Source organism: Companilactobacillus paralimentarius DSM 13238 = JCM 10415, assembly GCF_001434985.1.
Classification (GTDB): domain Bacteria; phylum Bacillota; class Bacilli; order Lactobacillales; family Lactobacillaceae; genus Companilactobacillus; species Companilactobacillus paralimentarius.
On the sequence record NZ_AZES01000029.1, the window covers coordinates 51,231 to 69,674 of the forward strand.

The window sequence follows — 18,444 nt, forward strand, 5'->3', positions numbered from 1 at the left end:
AATCTTTCATCTTCAAATCAAAAAGAGTGTTCATATCAACCAAATTTTAATTGGTTAATATGAACACTCTTTTTCTATCTACTGATAATCAATATAAATTAAACAAAGCTTTTAATAAGTTTTGCTACTTTTTCACTACTAGCCTCACAAATAACATCCGTTTTCTTACCAAAATTCAGTAATGACGGCTTACTATTAATCCAAATACTCTGCTGAGCTTCACCTAACATTTCCAAATCATTGCGATCATTACCAAAGGCTACAAATTTATCAACTTGGAGATAATCTAAAGTATAAGCCTTATTAATATTCTGCGATGTAATATCAACGGTTCCCTCACCAGCTAAACCAATAGCATTCAAGGTCGTTTTTTCCTTAATAAGAGTCATCAATGTTTCTTGCAAAGAGTCATCCAAATTAACAAAAATTGTTTTAATCGGTTCAACAATTTCTTCCAGGGTAACTTGTTTAGCTAAATTCTGAGGATCAATCATTTTTTCAATAAAACTTTCTTGAGTAATTCTAGATGAATAGTTCCAACTACCATCAACTATATAATCTAACTGAAATTCATTAATCAAATCTTTTAAGAAGTCATAATATCTAAGGTCTATTTGGGAAATCACTCTAATCTGTTGATCGATTGAAATCATGGCACCATTAGCACCAATTAATTTTTGATCCGTAAAGGTAGGAATCATTGGTAAAAGATCTCTGATCGGACGTGCCGAAGCAAAAATAACTTCATTCCCTGCCGCAATCAAATCGTCAATAGCAGAATTGATTACTGGAGCAATTGTTTCACCATCAAAACTCAAAGTTCCATCAACATCAAAAATATATTTCATTAATTTCTCTCCTGATATTTATTTATCATAAAGCCAAGTACTAATCCAACCAGAGCTGGAATTACCCAGCCCAATCCCAACGAAGCTAGTGGTAAATAACTATTCCAATGTAATACAGTTTGAATAAAACTAGAGCTTTTCAAAGTTTCTGGTAGAGCCTCCACTCCCGCAAATAACGATGGAATAACTGTAAATAATGTTGTCAATCCAAAAATCCATCTCGACTCACCAATCAATGGTGTTAAAACTGCCACAATAATCAAAACAATGGCCAGAGGATATAGGAACATTAAAACGGGTGTCGAATAGTTGATCAATTTTGTTAAGCCAATATTAGCAATCAAAAATGAAATTACACCAACTACAATTAAGGTAATTTGATATTTAAACTTGGGAAACATCTCTTCAGCAGTTTCACCAAAAGCTGTTGTTAAACCAATTGAAGTTTTCAAACAAGCAATAATTGCAATCAAAGCTAACAATAGACTACCAAACGAACCAAAATAATAATTGAAAACTTGTGCTAAAGTTACTCCACCATTAGAAGCTAATGGCAACTTGGCTACACTCATTGTTCCTATTAATGCTAAGAAACCATAAATCACACCCATGATTACCACACTGATAACACCAGATTTGATGGTATCTTTGGCAATCTGACCAGGATGTGTGATTCCTAATGACTTAATCGTATCGATTACCACAACACCAAAAGCTAATGAAGCCAAGGCATCCATCGTATTGTATCCCTCGGTAAATCCAGTCAGAATTGGACTTGTCGCATATTGATTTTGTGGAACAGCTTGCAAATTACCCATTGGTTTTATAAAAGCTGTCACTATCAAGATTCCTAGTAAAACTAGAAAAATTGGCGTTAACCACTTACCAACATAAGTCATCAACTTACTTGGCTTTCTCGATAATAACCATGTTACAACAAAGAAAATGGCTGAAAAGATTAATAATACTAAACTCTGATGTCCTTTATCAACAAAAGGTGCGATTCCTAATTGAAATGAAATTGTCGCTAATCTTGGAATGGCAAACAACGGACCCATTGTCATATAAAGTAGAATTGTAAAAACATAAGCAAACGGGCGATTAACTTTTCCCGCTAAATCAAAGACACTATTACTACCCGTAATTCCCATACTGGCAACTCCTAGAAGTGGTAACCCTACTCCAGTAATCAAAAGTCCAATAATAGCCAGTCCAACATTCTTTCCAGCTTGTTGACCAAGATAGACCGGAAAAATCAGGTTTCCGGCTCCAAAAAATAATCCAAATAACATTGAACCAATAAAGAATAAACTTCTCCAAGTTAATTTTGTTTTCATTTGCTTCACTCTCTTAACTAAACTCATTTAAATATCATAATCAAATCAACGTTTCGACACAACTAATATTTAAATTTTCACAAAAAAAAGACATCCATCAGGATGTCTAAATATACTCACATATCTATTATTTAACAACATATGTATCTTGTACCCATTCGTTAGTAGCAACACGATAGTAAGTGTGACCATTAAGAACTCTTGTTTGATCAGTTTGCCATGGTGTGTTGTTACCTAAAGCACGATTAGTAATTACTGAATATGTACCATCACTTTGTAGAGCAAGCAATTTTACATAAGGACTAGCACTATTTCTAACTGTAATAACGCCCTTTTGGGTATCTTGTGAACCACTGTTTGTTTGAGCAGTACCATCATATTGTGTCAAATTGTATGTTGAGATGATGTTGTTCAATGAAGAAGCATAGTTAGGAGCTGTTGCATATCTACCTTGTAGCCATGCAGTTGCATCCTTATATGAACTTGTGTTTTCTTTCCATGTACCCTTGTAATAGCTAGAATTCCATGAAACACCATTACGAAGTTTGTCACCATTATCTAAGAATGATTCGTAGTAACTAGGATACTTTCTGAAGTTAGCATAAATTGTATACCAACCTTTTGATGCACTGTATTCAGATGTAGGCATTGTTACAAAAGCACCATTATAGTCACCCTTAATACCAAACAAGTTATGACCTTGAGTAGCTAATGTTGAAGCACCCCAACCACTTTCAAGAATGGCTTGTGCCAACATTACTGACGTATATAGGTTATATTTTGAAGCAGCCTTTTGAGCCATAGGAACGGCTTCATTTAAAAAGGCTTGTTGTTGTGAAGATGATAATCCTGAAGCAGCTTGCACGATTGCTGTAGCATTTGATGCTGCATATGATGACTCACTAGCTGCTTGCACGATTGAAGAATTGGCAACAGTTGTATCAGCCTTTTTTACGTCAGAGCCAGCAATGACGTTTTCATCGTTATTTTGTGATTTATTATTTACTTGTTCTGTATTTGTGTCAGATGCTGTAGAATCTGCATCGGTTGTAGCGGCTGATACTACTGAAGGCGTAGCAGTCGCAGCCAATGTTCCAAGTACCAAGGCACTTGTAATTAGATTTTTTTTAGACATAGAATGTTTCCCCTTAATGAATAATCTAGTTATAGATTACTATTTACAAAATTTAGTTTCAATAAAACCCGGATTTTGTAACAAGAATTAAACATTCGAAAATAAATTGTAATTTTTTGTTACTTGACATTAAGAAATTCTTAAGAAATTTAAGATTTTTTTACATCAAATAAACCAATTACATCTTTTCCAAAAGAAATTGGATAACAAATTCCATAAAAATGAAATGTTTAATTGAATAAACCCATTGGTAGCCAAATTAATTTTTAAAAATAGAGAGCATAATCCCCTTTTTTCACGCCATCCGGGCTTTTTTACGCCTCCTTTATATGTGATTTTTTACACTACCATGAAAATTTTACAATAAAAAAAACCGCCCTTCAGCGATTTTCTATAATTTTGAAGTTAACTTAACATTTGGATATTTGTTAGCAAACCAGTTTTCAGCAAATTTATTCTCAAATAAGAACAATGGTTTATCATCCAAATCTTTCACTAACATATTTCTAGTTGATGACATTGAAGCATCTAGTTGTTCAGGATCGACCCAACGGGCAATTCTAGAACCAATTGGTTTCATAACGACATCACAATTATACTCGTTTTTCATTCTAAATTGGAAGACTTCAAATTGAAGTTGTCCAACTGCGCCTAAAATATAGTCATTAGTTGTATATTTCTTGTAAAGTTGAACCGCACCCTCTTGAACCAATTGTTGCATCCCTTTGTGGAATGACTTTTGTTTCATAACATTCTTAGCTTGAACTTCCATAAACATTTCCGGTGTAAATTGAGGTAAATCTTCAAATTGAACTGACTTTTTGCCCTCATAAATCGTATCACCAATTTGGAAATTACCAGTATCATACAAACCAACAATATCACCGGCAACAGCGGTCTTAACTGTTTCTCTTTGATCAGACATGAATTCAGTCGCATTATTCAAACGCATCACTTTGCCTGTACGATTCAAAGTTACATCCATTCCACGGACAAACTCACCTGAACAAATACGTACAAAAGCAATTCTATCACGATGATTAGGATTCATATTGGCTTGAATTTTAAAGACAAAACCAGAGAATGTTGGATCATCAGGCTTTACGACTTCTTCACTATCTTGTTCCTTATGTTCGGCTGGAGCTGGTGCCATATCCAAGAATGTATTCAAGAAAGTCTCCACACCAAAGTTAGTCAAAGCTGAACCGAAGAATACAGGAGTTTGATTACCTGCTAAAACTTTATCCAAATCAAACTTGTTACCAGCTTCTTTAATCAAATCAACTTCACCTAATGCTTGTTCGTAGACACCCTCTTCCTCAATTGGATTAGATTCAGCCAATTGTCCTTTATCATTCAAAGGTAGGAAACGATCATCGCCATCTTTACGGTAAAGTTCCAAACGATTATTACTAATATCGTATAATCCCTTTAATTCCTTACCCATACCGATAGGCCAATTCATAGCACAACCCTCGATATTCAAAAGATCTTCCAATTCAGCAATCAAATCAAGCGGATCACGACCATCACGATCAAGTTTATTCATAAATGTGAAGATAGGAATACCACGTTTTTTAACAACTTTAAATAATTTCTTTGTCTGTGGTTCAATACCCTTGGCAGAATCAATTACCATGACTGCAGCATCAACCGCCATCAATGTACGATAAGTATCTTCAGAGAAATCCTCATGTCCTGGAGTATCCAAAATGTTGATATCCTTATCATGATAATGAAATTGCATAACAGAACTGGTAACAGAAATACCACGTTTCTTTTCAATTTCCATCCAATCACTAGTTGCAAATTGACCAGATTTCTTAGCTTTAACTGTACCAGCAGAACGAATAACTCCACCAAAGTAAAGCATTTGTTCAGTAATAGTTGTTTTACCAGCATCCGGGTGAGAGATGATGGCAAAGGTCCTACGTTTATTTACTTCTTGTTCTAATTGTTTTTGATCCATATTTTATTAACACACAGAATTTCTGTGCACTTTATTCCTCCATACATACTTTGTAACTTAATTCTTCATCGAAAAAAAAGAAATACAGTTAGTATTTCTTTTTGAACATGTTTGAGGTAACTGTCTTTAATTTACTATCTGGTACAGTCACAATAACATTTTCAATTCTTGATCCATTCAATTCACCAGATGTAATTACAGTTCCATCTTTTAATTCGAATGACTTGGGATGTTTAGGATCAGGTATCTCACCAATATTCATAATCAGATAACCTGCAATCGTATCAACATCTTCTACTTGAATCTCTTCTTCAAATAATTCATCAAAATCTTCAATTGTCATTAAACCAATGACAGAAAATTTATTAGCACCCAAACGTTGGAAATTCTTCGTTACAGGATCATATTCATCATCAATTTCCCCAACGATTTCTTCCAAAATATCTTCAATCGTAGCTAAACCGACAATTCCCCCATACTCATCAACCACCATAGCAATTTGAGTTTGTGTACTACGCATTTTTAAAAGCAAGGCGTCAATATTAGTTGCTTCGGGAACAAACAATGGTTCCTTCATAATTGATTTTAAATTGATATTCTCAAAACCAATTTCTCGAGACTTCTTCAACAAATCCTTAATATGAACAATTCCAATAACGTTATCCTTGTCGCCACCATACAACGGAATTCTTGAATATGGTTGTTCTAGAATTGCATCAATATTCTCATCAACAGGATTATTGATGTCGATCATAAAGGTATCCATTCTCGGTGTCATGATTTCTCGTGCTGTCTTATCACCGAAACGAATGATTCCTTGTAACATTTGATATTCATCGGAATTAATTGTTCCACTATTACGTGATTTACGTAAAGTAGCAATCATTTCATTTCTAGAAATAGGATCATCCTTTTGACTGAAATCAATCGGCGTGATCCTCGTCAACATATTAATTGTTTTATCCAACAACCAAACAAATGGACGCAAAATCTTACCAACAAATCTTATAAAAGGTTCAGTAAAACTAGCCACCTCATAAGGTTTTTGTAACGCTATTCTCTTCGGATACAGTTCACCGAAAACTAAGGTAATAAACGATAGAATTATCGTTATAATAATGATTGAAATTTCGTGACTACCTGGAAATTTACCAATCAAAGATTCTACCCTCGTACTTAAAGTAGTTGCCGCACTAGCTGATGACAAGAAGCCTGCTAAGGTAATCGCTACTTGAATCGTAGATAGGAACTTATTGGGATTATTAATCGCCTGTAATATTTTCTGAGCCCGTTTATTTTCACTCTTTGCTTTTTCCTCAACGGACGTCTTATTAACAGAAACTATCGCCATTTCGCCTGCTGCAAAAAAAGCATTTAATAATGTTAAAACTATTATTAAAATCAGCTGCCCGGAAAGCGACGCTCCAGAAGAGTCACCACTCATTTAACTCGCACTCACTTTCATTTGTAAACTTAAACATAAACAAAACAATTATAACAGGTGTTTATGTATTCAACAATAAACCTTTTTCATGTTAAAATAAGAACATTAGTATATAGGGAGTAATCAAAAATGTCTAATAAAAAAATTTCCATCATCTACCTATTTTTCTTCATCATCCCTTATGTTCTCTGTTTGTCGATCATCGGGGTATCATATAACTCATTAGTTCTACACGCTTTGACTTGGAGAATTGTTGTTGGTGGAATTGTGGGAGCTTTTGGTATGTTTGCTGTTAAGGTAATTGCTCAACGTCCTGTTTTGATTATGTACCGTAGCTCAACTAGAAAAATTCTCAAAGATCTCTTACGTTTTTTTGTACTTGAACGTAACAAAGTTGTCATTGGTGCAAATCTTTTTGTTGATTTTTGGCTATCGATGCTAAGCATTTATCTCATTGCTCGTTTTTTACCATTGAGTTTAATCCTTGGTCGTACAATGGGTTGGTTGGTCTTCTTATTGATGATTTCATTGACTTTAGCATCATATTTGGAATTTGAGTCACTTTCAATTTATACAGAAAAAAAGAAATAATCCTTGACTAATTAATTTTTTAATTGTAAATTTGAGTCATCTTAATTGCAGGAGGAATTTGACATGTTGAAATTTAACCAAGAAAACATTAAATCATGTTGTTGTGTAGTAATTGACAAAAATTACTATACTTTTTCGACATGTCTAATACCACTCAATTGATAAACAAGTAGTGCAAACTGTAAATCAAGAGGAGCTGACATTAGTCGGCTCCTCTTTTTGTTTGCCAAACTTAGAAAGGAGATACTTGTGGAACCTATTAGAATTGGAATTTTAAATTTAATGCAAAATAAAATCGAAACCATGAACAATTTTCAGAAGGCTTTAGACCTTGATAACGTCGAATTAACTTTTTACTATTCAGCCACTCGTTACGTTGATCGTGTACTCGATTCCGAAATAACAGATAACATGAAACCTCTAGATTTAGAAGAAGTTAAGGATCTTGATGGTTTTATTATTAGCGGTAGTCCAGTTGAAAAATTAGATTTTCCTCAAGTTTCCTACTTTGATGAAATCAATGATTTGATTGATCAATTAAATCAGACCAATATTCCACAACTTTATGTCTGTTGGGGCGCCATGGCTGCCCTTAATCGTATATATAACATTCAAAAAAAACTTTTACCTCACAAGGTATTCGGAATCTTTCAAAACCAAATTTTAAAGGATTCTAAATATCTTGAAAACATCAGTGACAACTTTCCTGCACCTCACGCTCGTTATGCCGAAATGGATCACGAAGAAATACAGAATAACCCTCACCTATCAGTCAAAGCTATCAGTGAAAATGGTTTACTAACTTTGGCCGAAACCGTCGATAAGAATCAAACTTTTATCTTTTCACATTTGGAATATCAAAGAGATGGTTTAGATAAAGAATATCGTCGTGAATTGGCCAGTTCCAAGGTAAAACATCCACTTCCAGCTTTAAATTACTATTCACCATTAGATAAGAAGCCAACTTTTGCTTGGAAGCAAACACAACTTAACTTTTATCACAATTGGCTTCAATCAGTTTCAGAATATAAATTAACTACTTGTTAAGGAGATTATTATTATGACAAAAATTGCTCAAAATATTACAGAACTTATTGGAAATACACCTATCGTTAAACTAAACAACGTCGTTCCTGAAGATGCCGCTGACGTTTATGTAAAATTAGAGTTCTTCAATCCTGGCAGCTCTATCAAAGATAGAATTGCTCTTTCAATGATTGAAGCTGCTGAAAAGACTGGCAAGATCAAGCCTGGTGATACCTTAGTTGAACCTACTTCTGGTAACACTGGTATCGGTTTATCATTAGTTGCTGCTGCTAAGGGTTACCATTTAATCATTACAATGCCTGAAACAATGAGTATTGAACGTCGTAAGTTAATGCAAGGTTACGGTACTGAATTGATTTTGACACCTGGTAAAGATGGTATGGGCGGTGCTATTAAGAAAGCTACTGACCTATCTAAGGAAAATGGCTACTTTATGCCTATGCAATTCCAAAATCCTGCTAACCCTGCTATTCATGAAGCTACTACTGGTAAGGAAATCGTTGCAGCTTTCGGCGACACTCCAGTTGATGGTTTTGTAGCCGGTGTCGGTACTGGTGGTACTCTTTCTGGCGTTAGTCATGCTCTAACTAAAAAATATCCTAATGTAAAGGTTTGGGCTCTTGAAGCCGCTGAATCTCCCCTGTTAAAGGAAGGAAAAACTGGTGCTCACAAAATTCAAGGTATCAGTGCCGGCTTCATTCCCGATACACTCGATAAGGATGCCTACTCAGATATAATAGAAGTAACTAGTGACCAAGCTATTCAGATGGCACAAGAAGTTAGCCACAAAGAGGGATTTCTACCAGGTATTTCTGCCGGTGCCAATATATATGGAGCCATTCAAATTGCCAAGAAACTTGGTAAGGGTAAAACTGTTGTTACTGTTGCACCCGATAACGGTGAACGATATTTATCAACTGACTTATTTAAATTTTAGAAGTCATATCTTTTTTAAGTATTTTTATTTTATGAGAGAATAGAAAATGGTAATTTTCTATTAGAGGGGGATTTTTTATAATGAAAAAGCGTATAGCTTTAATTTTAACAATGATTGCGGCCTTTGTTTTGGTTCTAACTGGTTGCTCAAACAAGAGTGCTAACAGTGATACTAAAACTGATGGTACTTTAACTATCGGTTTGGAAGGTACTTATGCACCTTATTCATACCGTGATAATGGTAAATTAAAAGGATTCGAAGTTGATCTTGGTAAGGCCATTGCTAAGAAACTTGATCTAAAGGCTAAATTTGTTCCAACAAAATGGGACTCATTAATTGCCGGTTTAAATTCTAATACTTTCGATGTTGTTTTGAACAACGTTGCAAAGAACCCATCACGTGAGAAACACTACATCTTCTCAACACCTTACATTTATTCAAAATCTGTCATTATTACTAAAGATGGCACAGGAATTAATTCTGTAAATGATATTAAAGGTAAGAAGATTTCTGCTGGTACTGGTACTGACAACTATAATCATGCCGAAAAATTTGGTGCTAAAGTTGTTCCTGCAGCCGATTTCCAAACTGACATGTCAATGATCAATCAAGGACGTGTTGCTGGTGCCTTCAATTCTAAGGAAGCCTTCTTATATTGGAAGGAAAGTCATAAGAACACTGATTTGAAATACATTACTATTCCAAATAGCAAACTTGAACCATCAGAAATTGCACCAATTTACAACAAGAAATCAACTCATCTACGTAACCGTGTAAATAAAGCTATCAAAGAACTATATAAAGACGGTACAATGAAGAAGCTTTCTAATAAATACTTCGGTGAAGATATCACCAAAAAATAAACTTTAAAATTATCGAGGGGGTTATAACTTCATGTGGCACACTATCATTACTTCGTTACCGGCAATGATTTCTGCAATGTTGCAGTATACCATTCCGTTGGCCATCATTTCTTTTATCTTTGGCCTGATCTTAGCCGTATTAACAGCTCTAATTAAATTTATCCAACCGAGTGAAAACAAATTAATCAAATATCCTTGGTTAGTACTTCGTGCGATTGCTAACTTCTATGTTTGGTTATTCCGTTCTACTCCACTGTTGGTTCAATTGTTCATTATCTTCTTTGGTCTTCCAAGTGCTGGCGTTCAACTATCACCATTCATTGCTGCCGTAATTGGTTTCTCATTGAATACTGGAGCCTATGCTTCAGAAACGATTCGTTCAGCCTTGTTATCAGTTCCGCAAGATCAATGGGATGCAGCTTTTACATTGAACTTTACGACTAAGCAAACATTAATGAAGATTGTGTTGCCACAAGCTGTTAGAATTGCTCTACCACCACTATCCAATTCATTCATTGGTTTAGTGAAAGATACATCTCTAGCCAGTTCCATTACAATTTTGGAAATGTTCCAAGTCAGTCAACAAATCACTGCTAAAAACTTCCAACCATTATTAATGTACTCATTGGCTGCTTTCTTGTATGCTGTTGTCTGCTCGTTACTTACTCTATTGCAACATTATCTCGAACGGAGAACTTCAAAATACGTTAAAGGAAGTGAAGCTTAATGATTTCATTAAAGAATATTGTTAAAACCTATGGTAAAAAACAAGTCCTTAAAAATCTTAGTGTTGACTTCCCTGATGGTAAAACAACGGTTATTCTGGGACCTTCTGGTTCTGGTAAGTCGACACTACTAAGATCACTTGATCTTTTAGTTCGACCTGAGAGTGGAACCTTAAGTTTCTCTGATCTACAACTCGATTATTCCAAACCTGTTTCTAAAAAGCTCAGTTTTGATGTTCGTAAAAAAACTAGTATGGTTTTTCAAAATTGGAATCTCTTTCCTAATTTGACTGTAATTAAGAACATCACTACTGCTCCTGAAACAGTGCTTGGTAAATCCAAAAAAGAAACTGAAGAACGTGCTCATAAATTACTTGCTCAAGTTGGATTGTCAGAATATGCTGATCGTTATCCTAGCCAACTATCCGGTGGACAACAACAACGTATATCAATTTGCCGTGCTTTAGCAATGGACCCCGAATACATCCTTTTGGATGAACCCACCAGTGCCCTTGATCCAGAATTAGAAACACAAGTTCTTTTGATTTTGGAGGAGCTAAGTAAGATGGGCCAGGCAATGATCATTGTTACTCATAACATGGAGTTTGCTCGTTCAGTCGCTGACAAAATTGTCTTCGTTGAAGATGGCGACATTCTCTTTGACGGTTCTCCGGATGAATTCTTCAATCACCCAACAACAAGAATTAAAGACTTTCTGTCAGGTATCTCATTTAACGAAGAAAAATAGTAATAATCCCTAATAAAAAAGCAGCCAATAAATGGCTGCTTTTTTGCTAGGGATTATTTTACTTGCTCAACAAATTCAAATCTATCATTATCGAAAGTTAATTTAAGTACAGCACAATTATGAAAGCTGATCTTCTTAGCAATCTTTTCCATTGAGAATAATGACTGCATAAACATTAACATCACTGCTCCATGACAAACTACTAATGCATTTTCATCATCAGATACTTGTGACATTGTCTTCTTAAGAGTCTCAACAACACGAGCTTGAAATTCTATAGCTGACTCACCACCAAATTCAACAAAGAAATCACCATAAGAACCGTCAGTATAGTAAGTTTGAGGTAAGAGTGCTTCACTTTCACCTTCAAAAATACCAAAATCCCATTCCTTAACTCCTTTTAAACGTTGATAAGGTTGATCAGTTACTAATTCCAAAGTATCGGAAGCACGTTCTTGTGTTGATGAAAAGCAATGATCAAAGTGCATTTGATGTTCTACAAAAAATTGCTTTGTTGCTTTAGCATCCTCAATTCCCTTAACTGTTAAAGGTGAATCACAGGCTCCCTGTGTTTTTTCTAGTTTATTAAACAGCGTTTGTCCATGACGCATCAAATATAGTGTCTTCATCTCAATTTCTCTCCCAAAATCTGATATACGCCTAGAATACGCGACTTTTACTTTTGAAACTACAAATTTAAGTCGAAAATTAAAATCAATTTACCACATTGATTGTTTTAAGATATTTAAATTCGTTATTCTCAAATTCGAACTTCAAAACAGAACAATTCTTCATTTCTACGTGCTTGACGATTTCCTTCAGTGGAATCCAATTCTTCAAGAATAAATAAATTGAAGCACCATGGCCTACGATTAAGATTTTTTGATTATCTTTACGATTCATAATATCAGTCAAAACTCTTACCATTCGTGCTTGAACGGCATCTGCTGAATCACCACCGTACGGAACAAAAGCATCTCCGACTGAACCAATTTTTGAATCATATTTAGGATTTAGTCGTTGATTCTCACCTTCAAAGACACCAAAATTCCATTCTTTTAATCCCTTCAAACGCTGGTAGGGCTGATTAGTTACTAATTCTAAAGTGTTGGAGGCTCGTTCCTGCGTTGACGAATAGGCGTGGTCAAATTCTATTTGATTATCCTTAAAGTACTGACCAACTCTTTTAGCATCGGCAATGCCCTTTGAGGTCAAAGGCGAATCGCAGACGCCCTGAATCTTACCTAATGCATTAAATTGTGTCTGTCCATGTCGCATTAAATATAAGGTTTTGACCATTCTAATTCACTTCAATCGTTTTCTGATATTTGAAAATACCTTGATCATATTCGAATTCAATTACCGAACAATTAGTAATGTGTGGCAATCGTTCAGTGATCCACTTCAATGTAAACATATGAATAGCTCCACCGTGGCTAACAGCTAAGACGTTTTGACCGTCTGTTGCCTGCTCCATAACATTAGTTAATGTTCGATTGATTCTACTTTGTACTTCATTGGCAGCTTCCCCTTTGTAGGGTACAAAGAAATCACCATATGAACCTATTTTAGGATCAGATTTGGGATTTAATTTTTCACTTTCACCTTCAAAGACACCAAAATTCCATTCTTTTAACCCTTTAAGCCGTTGATACGGTTGATTAGTTACCAATTCTAAGGTATCGGAAGCTCTTTCTTGAGTTGATGAATATGCATGATCAAAAGTTAATTGATGTTCTTTAAAATATTGACCAACCTTTTTAGCATCGGCAATTCCTTTTGGCGTTAATGGAGAATCGCATGCTCCCTGAATTTTATGTAGTTCATTAAATTGAGTTTGTCCATGGCGCATTAAATAAAGTTTTTTTGTCATTCTATTTCTCCTTCAACAGATTAATAAAATTCTTTTGATAAATATTGTCTTTTTGAGTATCAGTAATGTTCATTTCATCAATTGCTTGCATGATTTCTTTGGTTGCTCCATTAGGCATTACGGCAAAAGGCGCATCTGTCCCAAAGACTAAATGTTTTGAACCATAAAAGTCTAGTGCTAATTCTAAAGCCTTAGGATTACCCAGAATTGCTGTATCAACATAAAACTTCTTAAAATCCTCATAATGTTTAGGCAAAGTATATTTAATCCGTCCAGCAAAAAATGGCACCATTGCTCCTGCATGATGAACGATTATCTTTAAATCAGAATACTTTTCGAAATAATCAGCCGAAACAAGTTGGTACATGGCTTGTGTTAATTCATATTCCCAGCTGAAAGTCAGATTGTTATCTGGCTTTCTATCATCAAACACGGGATGTAACCAAATTGGAACATTTAATTTTGCAGCTATTTTAAACACTCCTTCAAATTCTGGGTCAGCAATCGACTTTCCTAAAGCTCTTGTAAAAATTTGAATTCCCACTAAAGATGAATTTTTAGAAACTTCCTGAATGATTCTGATGGTCTCATCCAGATTATTCATAGGTACCATTGCTACAACTGATTCAAAAATATCGGCATTGTCTTTTTGAATCTGTATCATTTCTTCATTGGCATCCCAGCACATTCGAGCAGACTTTTCTCCATCAAAATAATCTTCAGGATTTAAATTAACGTTTGAAATAACCTGTTTAACATTCTGAGGAAAGTCGTGATGACGCAATTTTAAATCTGTTAAAGATGGAATCTGCAAAAAAAGATTGTCCTCAATAATACTGGGGACATCTTTTTTAATACTCTTCAACAGATTGGCTGGCAAAACGTGTGCAAAAACATCTAATTTTTGACTCATAATTTTTTCACCTATCCTATCAATCATTAACGAGTAAAATCATTTTCTTCTTTAGTAAAAGCACCGACTAACTTATGTGGTAAATATGGTGCTTCCATATATCTCACATCTTCATTATCCAATTTAATATTCAAAGCATCAACGGTACTGGCCAAATGATCTGGATTAGTTGCACCAATGATTGGGGCCACAACTTGTTTCTTTTGCAGTAACCAAGCAATGGCAACTTGAGCCATCGTAACATGATGTTTAGTTGCTACTTCCGAAACTCGTTTAACAATTTCCATATCGTTTTGTTCCGCATTATTATATTTACTTTCAGCAACCTTATCAGTCTGAGCACGTTTAGTCTTACCATCCCAAGTTGAACGTGTCAGGTGTCCTGAGGCTAAGGGACTATATGGTGTTATCGCAATATTTTCGTCTTCACAAAGTGGGAGCATCTCACGTTCTTCCTCACGGTATAAGAGGTTCAGGTGATCTTGCATTGAAACAAATTCAGTCCAATTATGTTCTCTAGCAACCGCTTGGGCACGTTCAAATTGCCAAGAATACATGGCTGAAGCTCCAATATATCTAGCTTTTCCTGATTTAACTACATCATGCAAAGCTTCCATAGTTTCTTCAATTGGAGTGTTGTAATCCCAGCGATGAATGATATACAGATCAACATAATCCATATCTAATCGTTTTAAACTTTTATCAATTTGAGTCATGATAGCTTTACGTGATAATCCGTGTTGGTTAGGTTTATCAGATTGGCTGAAGAATACCTTTGTAGCGACTACTACTTCATCACGATTAGCATACTTTTTTAATGCTCTTCCTAAAAACTCTTCACTATCACCGTAAGAATAAATATTGGCCGTATCAAAAAAATTGATTCCCAAATCTAAAGCTTTTTTAACCACTTGTTCACTTTTATCATAGTCAATAGCCCAAGGGAAAACACCTGTTTCTGGGCGTCCAAAGCCCATTGTTCCTAAACAGATCCTTGAAACATCCAATCCTGTATTACCCAGTTTACGATAATCCATTATTGTCTCCTTTACCAAAATTCATTTAATAACTCTTTATTTCATAGGTTTTTCCCATTCTCTGATAGTGCTTACGGCCGTCTTATCTCCAAGTTCATCCAATTGTGTTAACTCTTCTGCACTCAATACTACTTTGGCCGCCTTAGCTGCATCTTCAATATGTTTAACTTTTGTGGCACCAATAATAGGAACCGTTCCCTTATTAACAGCCCAAGCAGTCGCAATTTGAGCAACATCAATATCATGCTTTTGAGCAATTTTACTCATGCCTTTGATCAAATCTTCTAATTCATCAAGTTTGGAATTATATGATTTAGCTCGATCACTACCTGCAGGGAAAGGATGTTGACTATTGTATTTACCCGAAAGTGCTCCTTGTTCCAAGACCATGTACGCAAAGAAAGTAATATCGTTTTTATTACAATAATCAATAATTCCAGAGGTTTCAGAAGTTCGATTCAACAAACTGTAATGATTTTGAACGGCTGAAATCTTTAACCCTTCTTTATTCAAAATTTCATTAGCTTGTTTGATCTCAGCTAAACTATGATTAGAAACACCAATATTTTTAATTTTTCCGCTCTTTGCCAATGGAATAATCTTTTCTGTCCATTTTGAAACATCAGCCGGATTATGAATCCAATAAATATCAATATAGTCAGTATTCAATCTTTTAATACTGCCATCAAACATATTTTCAACTGGTTGATCTGTATTATCAGCTATTTGTGGCGTAAATTTTGTAGATAAAATAATTTTATTACGATCAATATTTTTCACAAATTGACCTAGGACTTCTTCTGAAGCTCCCATTCCATAAACGGCTGCTGTATCCCAAAGATTCAAGCCTAAATTCATAGCCGTTTCAAATACTGGTTTTAGATCTTCCTCAGTTAAACTATTTCCAAAAACTTTATTGCCTTTTGACTTATCTTCTCCCCAAGCCCAAGTTCCTAATGCAATTTTAGGTAAATTATTCATAATTATTTCTCCTTTAATTCTTTCATTTTAAATTTCAAATAATCGATTCTTTCCAATTGTTTCTCTTGTAAATGAATCTGCTGTAATTTTTTTTTACGCTTATTATTTAGCAATGCTATAATCTCTTCTTTAGAATCACTAGTCTCTAATAAAAGATGCATATATTCCTTAACTTCTTCATTATTAAAGCCAACATCATGTAAAGCCATGATTGTACTTAAACGTTCCAGATCCTGATCATCATATTGCCACTCACCCATCACATACTTAACGACATTACACAGACCCCCAGATTCGTATTCATCAAGCACTTCAATTGGAATCCGATATTTTTGGCTAACTTCTTTTTTATTCATAATTAATCTTTCCTACAAAAAAATAGACATCCCTTAACGGAACATCTATATTATCAAACCATTTATGTGAAATGTATAATGCTTATTTTTCATCATCCGAAATACCTTCTAGGTATTTCTTAGTAAAATCAATAAAGGCCAACACATTACGAGCTGCTATCTGATCAGCTTTCCAGGCTAAAACAGAATTATAAGTTAATGCTGGTTTCAGAGGAACAAATTTCATTCCCTTATAATGAGCCTCCAACTTCAGACACAAAACACTACCAAGACCGGCTCGAGCCATAATAACGGCATTATAAAGCAAATTATAATTTGCAGCTATATTAATTTGCTTTAAATCACTCCCAAACCAATGATTCAACTCGCTTTCCATAGGCCGACTATTAGACATAATCAATGTTTGATTTCGCAAGTCTTTTGATTCTACATAATCCAATTGAGCTAAAGGTGAGTCAACTGCTGTCATAACACCCCATTGTTCAGTTGGATGCATTCTAGCAAAATCATATTTCTCAGTACTAACTGGTTCAATCAATAATCCTAGGTCCAATAACCCTTGTTCAATTCCCCATTTAGTATCCTTTGAATTACCACTTTGAATTTTGAAAGTTACTAATGGATATTTTTGCCGAAATGCTGCCATGATTTGAGACAGCTCATTCATACTCTGCAGTTCACCACCACCAATAGCAATTTCTCCAGCAATCTCCCCTTTATCTTTAGTCATTTCTTCTTTAATTTTGTCACTCAGTTGGCGCATCTCTTCAGCTCTGCGTCTTAACAATAGACCGTCCTCAGTCAAAGTTATTTTATGACTTTGACGAACAAACAATTTTGTACCCAATTCTTCTTCCAACGCCGCAATTTGTCTGGAAAGTGTTGGTTGACTGACATGTAATAAATTAGCTGCTCGAGTAATATTTTCTTCACGCGCAATCATCAAAAAATAATTTAAAACACGTAATTCCATTTCTTATTCCCTCCTGAATACTAAAAAAGACCACCTACAGGTGATCTTACTAGGATATAGCAATCCTAATGGTGTGACAGTTCCTCATATCTTTGCATCCAAAGATCAACATAGGCCTGTGAAAATGGGCCTTTTTTCTGATCGATCCAATCAATTAAAACGTCGACATTATAATGTAAAATTGTATCTATTTCGGGTGGATAATTCCACATTTTACTGTGTGCTGCATATTCATCTACATCTAGCAGTCTTTTTTCTCCATCCGGAAAAACTTTAACATCTAAATCATAATCAATATATTTAATAGCTTCTTTATCTAAGGCAAACGGTGTTGCTAGATTGCAATAATAGGACACTCCACTATTCCGAATCATAGTAACAATGTTGAACCAGTACTTTCTATGAAAATAGACTAATGCTGGTTCTCTAGTTACCCAACGACGTCCGTCCGCTTCTGTAACAAGAGTATTCTCATTACAACCGATAATCTCATTCTCACTTGTCTTTAGCACCATTGTTTCACGCCAAGTACGATGTAAATGACCATCATGCTTATAACTCTGGATTGCTACGTAATCCCCTTCTCTAGGAACTTGCATAACTTACCCAGCTTTCTAAACCTAATTCTTATCCAAAAAAAGTATAACAGAGCTGTGAAACGATTGAA

The 18,444-nt window shown here is 34.9% G+C and carries 20 protein-coding genes; 6 read left to right on the forward strand and 14 right to left on the reverse strand.

Translation table 11 applies throughout. The features are described from left to right. Positions 1–98: 98 nt before the first annotated feature. The 5 genes from FD33_RS03515 to FD33_RS03535 form a co-directional block, all read right to left on the reverse strand. Positions 99–848 carry an HAD-IIB family hydrolase gene (locus FD33_RS03515; RefSeq protein WP_056955766.1) on the reverse strand — a complete coding sequence of 250 codons (750 nt, stop codon included), beginning with the start codon at positions 846–848 and terminating at the stop codon, positions 99–101. Then, the gene (gene brnQ, locus FD33_RS03520; protein ID WP_025084887.1) at positions 848–2,185 is read right to left on the reverse strand and encodes a branched-chain amino acid transport system II carrier protein; all 1,338 of its coding nucleotides are present in this window, start codon (positions 2,183–2,185) and stop codon (positions 848–850) included. Before brnQ ends, FD33_RS03515 begins: the two co-directional genes overlap by 1 nt. 127 nt (positions 2,186–2,312) lie before the next feature. Next, positions 2,313–3,320, reverse strand: coding sequence for a glycoside hydrolase family 73 protein (locus tag FD33_RS13075; protein ID WP_025084886.1), 1,008 nt, complete (start codon positions 3,318–3,320; stop codon positions 2,313–2,315). A gap of 391 nt (positions 3,321–3,711) precedes the next feature. Beyond that, the gene (locus FD33_RS03530) at positions 3,712–5,289 is read right to left on the reverse strand and encodes a peptide chain release factor 3 (protein ID WP_025084885.1); all 1,578 of its coding nucleotides are present in this window, start codon (positions 5,287–5,289) and stop codon (positions 3,712–3,714) included. Between the two features lie 88 nt (positions 5,290–5,377). Beyond that, a complete protein-coding gene (locus FD33_RS03535; RefSeq protein WP_025084884.1) occupies positions 5,378–6,733 on the reverse strand; it encodes a hemolysin family protein in 1,356 nt (451 codons plus the stop codon). Between the two features lie 129 nt (positions 6,734–6,862). Between FD33_RS03535 and FD33_RS03540 the strand changes: the two genes are divergently transcribed. The 6 genes from FD33_RS03540 to FD33_RS03565 all read left to right on the forward strand — a co-directional run bounded on the left by FD33_RS03540 (position 6,863) and on the right by FD33_RS03565 (position 11,644). Continuing rightward, positions 6,863–7,324: a hypothetical protein gene (locus FD33_RS03540; protein ID WP_025084883.1), complete on the forward strand. Its 462-nt coding sequence runs from the start codon at positions 6,863–6,865 to the stop codon at positions 7,322–7,324. 249 nt (positions 7,325–7,573) lie between these two features. Next, the gene (locus FD33_RS03545; RefSeq protein WP_025084882.1) at positions 7,574–8,371 is read left to right on the forward strand and encodes a homoserine O-acetyltransferase/O-succinyltransferase family protein; all 798 of its coding nucleotides are present in this window, start codon (positions 7,574–7,576) and stop codon (positions 8,369–8,371) included. Positions 8,372–8,384: 13 nt separating this feature from the next. Further along, positions 8,385–9,308, forward strand: coding sequence for a cysteine synthase A (cysK, locus tag FD33_RS03550; RefSeq protein WP_056955767.1), 924 nt, complete (start codon positions 8,385–8,387; stop codon positions 9,306–9,308). A gap of 80 nt (positions 9,309–9,388) precedes the next feature. Then, a complete protein-coding gene (locus FD33_RS03555; RefSeq protein ID WP_025084708.1) occupies positions 9,389–10,171 on the forward strand; it encodes a transporter substrate-binding domain-containing protein in 783 nt (260 codons plus the stop codon). Positions 10,172–10,202: 31 nt separating this feature from the next. Then, positions 10,203–10,898, forward strand: coding sequence for an amino acid ABC transporter permease (locus FD33_RS03560; RefSeq protein WP_025084707.1), 696 nt, complete (start codon positions 10,203–10,205; stop codon positions 10,896–10,898). Next, complete coding sequence (locus tag FD33_RS03565; protein ID WP_025084706.1) at positions 10,898–11,644, forward strand: amino acid ABC transporter ATP-binding protein; 747 nt, start codon at positions 10,898–10,900, stop codon at positions 11,642–11,644. The genes FD33_RS03560 and FD33_RS03565 overlap by 1 nt, the downstream gene beginning before the upstream one ends. Positions 11,645–11,697: 53 nt before the next feature. On the opposite strand, the gene FD33_RS03570 is transcribed toward FD33_RS03565, so the two are convergent. From FD33_RS03570 to ntdP, 9 genes are all read right to left on the reverse strand, one after another. Next, positions 11,698–12,273: a histidine phosphatase family protein gene (locus FD33_RS03570; protein ID WP_025084705.1), complete on the reverse strand. Its 576-nt coding sequence runs from the start codon at positions 12,271–12,273 to the stop codon at positions 11,698–11,700. An 85-nt stretch (positions 12,274–12,358) separates the two neighbouring features. Then, positions 12,359–12,943, reverse strand: a complete 585-nt coding sequence (locus FD33_RS03575) for a histidine phosphatase family protein (RefSeq protein WP_025084704.1) — start codon at positions 12,941–12,943, stop codon at positions 12,359–12,361. Between the two features lies 1 nt (position 12,944). Beyond that, entirely contained in the window at positions 12,945–13,517 is a 573-nt protein-coding gene (locus FD33_RS03580; RefSeq protein ID WP_025084703.1) for a histidine phosphatase family protein, read from the reverse strand. A gap of 1 nt (position 13,518) precedes the next feature. Then, positions 13,519–14,430, reverse strand: a complete 912-nt coding sequence (locus tag FD33_RS03585) for an amidohydrolase family protein (protein WP_025084702.1) — start codon at positions 14,428–14,430, stop codon at positions 13,519–13,521. A 26-nt stretch (positions 14,431–14,456) separates the two neighbouring features. Further along, entirely contained in the window at positions 14,457–15,467 is a 1,011-nt protein-coding gene (locus FD33_RS03590) for an aldo/keto reductase (protein ID WP_056955768.1), read from the reverse strand. Positions 15,468–15,503: 36 nt separating this feature from the next. Next, positions 15,504–16,448, reverse strand: a complete 945-nt coding sequence (locus tag FD33_RS03595; protein ID WP_056955769.1) for an aldo/keto reductase — start codon at positions 16,446–16,448, stop codon at positions 15,504–15,506. Positions 16,449–16,450: 2 nt separating this feature from the next. Continuing rightward, positions 16,451–16,804, reverse strand: coding sequence for a MerR family transcriptional regulator (locus tag FD33_RS03600; RefSeq protein ID WP_025084701.1), 354 nt, complete (start codon positions 16,802–16,804; stop codon positions 16,451–16,453). A gap of 82 nt (positions 16,805–16,886) precedes the next feature. Beyond that, complete coding sequence (locus tag FD33_RS03605) at positions 16,887–17,777, reverse strand: LysR family transcriptional regulator (protein ID WP_025084700.1); 891 nt, start codon at positions 17,775–17,777, stop codon at positions 16,887–16,889. A gap of 65 nt (positions 17,778–17,842) precedes the next feature. After that, positions 17,843–18,376: a nucleoside tri-diphosphate phosphatase gene (ntdP, locus tag FD33_RS03610; RefSeq protein ID WP_025084699.1), complete on the reverse strand. Its 534-nt coding sequence runs from the start codon at positions 18,374–18,376 to the stop codon at positions 17,843–17,845. Between the last annotated feature and the right edge of the window lie 68 nt (positions 18,377–18,444).